This is a genomic window from Frisingicoccus sp. (assembly GCA_016298055.1).
Lineage (GTDB): Bacteria > Bacillota > Clostridia > Lachnospirales > Lachnospiraceae > Frisingicoccus.
Map to the genome: position 1 here is coordinate 1 of JAEDDO010000143.1, position 4,676 is coordinate 4,676.

The window sequence follows — 4,676 nt, forward strand, 5'->3', positions numbered from 1 at the left end:
TCTTCAAAGGATTTTTTTGCACGATTTTCATCTTTAAGTGCATATTTACGTACCTGCTGAACATATTCATGAAACATCTGGAGCATATGTTCGAGAAAATGGCTTCCGGAGGCTTCGTACATAAGATGATGAAATTTATTATCACATATGTACACCTGTTCCCAAAGTTCTTTTTTGCGGTAGTATTCGGACATATAAAGGACTTCTTCCATCTCTTCAATCTGTTCTTTTGTAATATTCTCTACAGCCCACCGTGCGGCAAGACCTTCAAGCAATGAACGCATAGCGTAAACATCTTTGACATCCTTTTCGTGAATGTTATGGACAAAAGCGCCTTTATTCGGGACTGTATCCACCAGTCCTTCCAATGCCAGCTGGCGAATCGCCTCTCTCACAGGCGTCCGGCTCACACCATAAATCTTCGCCAGTGTATTTTCTTTTAATTCTTCATGATCTTTAAATGTTCCCGACAGAATATCCGAACGAAGATTATGATATACCATTTCCGTCAGCGAATATTCATTTTTTACCATAAAATGGCCTCCTAAGCCCCGATAGTATAGTTGCATGCTTTACATGCTTCGTCGATGACTTTTAAAAGTTCTTCATCCGTAAGAGATGTCACACGTCCACTCTCGTACTCCTGATCTACCCAGTCTTTCACATAGCTGATGATCGGATCAGATTTTGTCACACACTGGTCACCCTTTAAATGGAAATAGGTATTGATCCAGTGAGCAATGCCTGCCAGTCCGGAAGTATTGGAAACTGCAACCATGACCGGACGATTTAAAAACTTCTCTGTATCAAAAATATTATAAATTTCTTCATTCTTTAACAGACCGTCTGCATGAATACCGGCACGGGTCACGTTGAAGTTCTTGCCGACAAATGGTGTTCTTGAAGGAAGTTTATAACCGATCTCCTTCTCGTAGTACTCTGCCATCTCTGTGATGACTGTTGTATCCATACCGTCCAGTGTACCCCGAAGCTGAGCATATTCAAATACCATCGCTTCAAGCGGTGTATTTCCTGTTCGTTCACCAATACCGAAAAGTGAACAGTTGACACCGCTGGCACCATAGAGCCATGCGGTTGATGAATTGACAACAGCTTTATAAAAATCATTATGTCCATGCCATTCGATCATGCTGGATGGCACACCTGCATGAACATTCAGACCGTAAATGATTCCGGGAACAGATCTCGGAATTGCGGCACCCGTAAAGTTTACACCGTATCCCATTGTGTCGCAGGCACGGATCTTGATCGGGATACCATAACTCTCACCCAGTTTCTGAAGCTCAAGACAGAAGGGAATAACAAATCCGTAAATATCTGAACGTGTAATATCTTCCAGATGACAACGCGGACGTACACCCGTCTCAAGACACTCACGGACAACACTCAGATAATGCTCCATAGCCTGTTTACGTGTCATCTTCATTTTATAAAAAATATGATAATCTGAGCAGCTGACAAGAATACCTGTTTCTTTGATCCCCATATCTTTTACGAGTTGAAAATCTTTCTTATTTGCACGGATCCAGGAAGTGATCTCCGGGAATTCATATCCCCGTTCCATACATTTATATACGGCATTACGGTCTTTTTCACTGTAAAGGAAAAATTCACTCTGGCGGATAATGCCTTTCGGACCGCTTAAGCGGTGCATATAATCAAATAAAGTCACAATCTGTTCAGTGGAATAAGGTGCTCTTGATTGCTGTCCATCTCTGAATGTCGTATCTGTAATCCAGATTTCCTCCGGCATATTAATCGGCACAACTCGCTGGTTGAATACAATCTTCGGCACTTCCTCATATGGGAAAAGATTACGGAAAACATTTGGTTCAGCCACATCCTGCAGCGCATAAAAATGTTCCTCCAGAGCCAGCAGATTATTGTGTGGATTAATAACCACATTACGATTGTCCATAGTTCACACTCCCGTTTCTTTATCATTCTAGTTGCTTTAGTTGTTCAATGTGTTAACGTTTATGTATAATTGTATACAATTATACATTTTTTGTCAATACTCTAAAATACAAAAACCCCTTGTACAAAATCCTCATTGATTTTGACAAAGGGTTTCTATGTTTATATGTATTTTAAAAGTCATTTAGAGCATTGCTTCAAGATTCTCACGAATTGCTTTAATAAATCCTTCACTGGATAAAGCTGTTACATTCTCAAGTGTTGTCAAAAGAACAAGGTCTTTTGTCATCTTGCCGGACTCAATTGTCTGAATGGTTGCTGCTTCAAGTTTATCCGCAAATGTCATCAATTCGTTATTACCATCCATCTCACCGCGTTTTCTGAGAGCGCCTGTCCATGCAAAAATTGTTGCAACAGAGTTTGTGGATGTCTCTTCACCTGCAAGGTGTTTGTAATAATGTCTCTGAACAGTACCATGTGCAGCTTCATATTCGTAATAGCCTTCCGGTGAAACAAGAACAGATGTCATCATGGCAAGGGAACCAAATGCGGAGGATACCATATCACTCATAACGTCCCCGTCATAGTTCTTACATGCCCAGATATATCCGCCTTCAGACTTCATAACGCGGGCTACCGCATCATCGATTAATGTGTAGAAATATTCCAGACCGGCTTCTTCAAAAGCTTTTGCATATTCTGCATCATAAATCTCCTGGAAAATATCTTTAAATGTGTGGTCATATTTTTTGGAGATTGTATCTTTTGTGGCAAACCATAAATCCTGTTTTGTATCTAAAGCATATTTAAAACAGCTGTGGGCAAAGCTTCGGATGGATTTTTCTGTATTGTGAATACCCTGTGCGATTCCCGGGCCGTCATATTCATGAACAAGTTCTCTCACCTCAGTGCCGTCTGCCGCTGTGTACACGAGCTCAACCTTTCCAGGTCCCGGAATCTTCATCTCTGTGTTTTTATATACATCACCATAAGCGTGACGTGCCAGAGTGATCGGTTTTGTCCAGGTCTTTACGTTTGGTTCAATACCCTTTACAAGAATCGGTGCACGGAAAACGGTTCCGTCTAAAATCGCACGGATTGTTCCGTTCGGGCTCTTCCACATCTCTTTCAGATTATATTCGTCCATACGTGCCGCATTTGGTGTAATTGTGGCACATTTTACAGCAACGCCATATTTTTTTGTTGCTTCAGCAGAATCTACTGTTACCTGATCATTTGTCTCATTACGATATTCGAGTCCTAAATCATAATATTCTGTATTTAATTCGATAAATGGCTCCAATAATTCGTCTTTAATCATCTTCCAGAGAATTCTTGTCATTTCGTCGCCATCCATCTCTACAAGTGGTGTTGTCATTTTAATTTTATCCATATGCTGCTTCCTCCTGACTTGATGTTCTAAAGCTCATAATATAATAAGTTTCCGAATTATGCAAGAATATTTTTCCAGACAATCAATTTTCATAGAATTCGAACATATAATATATAAAAAAACAGGCGATTCTATGCATCAAGCACGAAAAATTATTCATGCCGACACATCTTACGCTGAGGCATTTACAGGAAAATCCATAGGCATCGCCGTATTGGATACCGGTATCTATCCTCATGAGGATTTTATTATACCTTCAAACCGGATTGCCGCCTTTAAAGATTTTATTCATCATTATCCGGATTGTTATGATGATAACGGTCATGGAACCCATGTGTGCGGCATTATAGCGGGAAATGGTCATCAGTCCCGCGGACTTTATCGGGGCATGGCACCCGAATCGCATCTGATCGTCGGTAAAATATTGGATTCGGCCGGAAACGGCTCAATCAATCATATTCTTGAAGCCATACGCTGGGTGATTAAATATCGCCGGGCTTATAATATCCGTATTTTAAACATCTCGGTAGGATCTGAAAACACAGAAATTGATGAAGAAAAATCCATACTTGTCCAAAGTGTCAATGCTGCCTGGGATAACGGGATCACTGTTGTCGTAGCGGCAGGAAATAATGGTCCAAAACGTATGTCCGTCACTTCTCCGGGAATCAGCCGTAAAGTCATTACCGTCGGCTCCTCCGATGATTACAAGGCCATCTTTTTAGGAGGCGCACGCATTCACAATTATTCAGGCAGGGGGCCGACGAGGCGTATGATTTTAAAACCGGATATTGTCGCCCCGGGTTCCGATATTATATCCTGCAGTCCCTCCGGTTACACCTCAAGAAGCGGAACATCTATGGCCACACCGATCGTATCCGGAGCCGCAGCCATGCTGCTCAGTAAATATCCTGATAAGTCAAATGAAGAAATCAAGCGGCTTCTTCAGTCCACAGCAACGGATCTTCATCTTCCGCGCACACAGCAGGGCTATGGTCTCTTAAATGTTGAAGCACTTCTGGGTGGTCACGGTACAGATTTATAGACATCTTCTTTATATTCTTTTGAAGGTACAATACGCATCTTAGGTGGCTATGAATCTGTCTCGTAGTCACCTATTCATCATAGAGCTTTTCTGCTTCCCACATCATAACCTTCGCTTCATATATTCCCATTTCCGCTGCCCGACGATAATAGAGAAAAGCTTTATCTTCATCAGATTCACAGCCGCATCCAAACAGATACATATTTCCAAGATAAAAACATGCCAGACCACAGCCGTGTTCCGCTGAGAAGTAACAATTCTGTCATCTGTATTTTCTTTTAGGTCATCCATATATCCTCT

5 protein-coding genes are annotated in these 4,676 nt (G+C 41.4%); 1 reads left to right on the forward strand and 4 read right to left on the reverse strand.

Features of this window, described 5'->3' with window-relative positions:
* The 3 genes from QZZ35_RS09260 to QZZ35_RS09270 all read right to left on the reverse strand — a co-directional run.
* The coding region (locus tag QZZ35_RS09260; protein WP_291237139.1) for a GntR family transcriptional regulator at positions 1-533 on the reverse strand (533 nt) is incomplete at its 3' end.
* An 11-nt stretch (positions 534-544) separates the two neighbouring features.
* Positions 545-1,939, reverse strand: a complete 1,395-nt coding sequence (locus QZZ35_RS09265) for a 2-isopropylmalate synthase (protein WP_291237140.1) — start codon at positions 1,937-1,939, stop codon at positions 545-547.
* A 183-nt stretch (positions 1,940-2,122) separates the two neighbouring features.
* Entirely contained in the window at positions 2,123-3,331 is a 1,209-nt protein-coding gene (locus tag QZZ35_RS09270; protein ID WP_291237141.1) for an NADP-dependent isocitrate dehydrogenase, read from the reverse strand.
* A gap of 133 nt (positions 3,332-3,464) precedes the next feature.
* Between QZZ35_RS09270 and QZZ35_RS09275 the strand changes: the two genes are divergently transcribed.
* The gene (locus QZZ35_RS09275; protein ID WP_291237142.1) at positions 3,465-4,376 is read left to right on the forward strand and encodes a S8 family peptidase; all 912 of its coding nucleotides are present in this window, start codon (positions 3,465-3,467) and stop codon (positions 4,374-4,376) included.
* A 70-nt stretch (positions 4,377-4,446) separates the two neighbouring features.
* Here QZZ35_RS09275 and QZZ35_RS09280 read toward each other — a convergent pair whose 3' ends face one another.
* Positions 4,447-4,602 (reverse strand): SEL1-like repeat protein, encoded by a 156-nt coding sequence (locus QZZ35_RS09280; RefSeq protein ID WP_291237143.1) that lies wholly within the window; start codon positions 4,600-4,602, stop codon positions 4,447-4,449.
* Positions 4,603-4,676: the final 74 nt, after the last annotated feature.

Coding starts and splice junctions, on each gene's coding strand:
- QZZ35_RS09265 (WP_291237140.1), bottom strand. CDS start 1,939: ATGGACAATCGTAATGTGGTTATTAATCCACACAATAATCTGCTGGCT.
- QZZ35_RS09270 (WP_291237141.1), bottom strand. CDS start 3,331: ATGGATAAAATTAAAATGACAACACCACTTGTAGAGATGGATGGCGAC.
- QZZ35_RS09275 (WP_291237142.1), top strand. CDS start 3,465: ATGCATCAAGCACGAAAAATTATTCATGCCGACACATCTTACGCTGAG.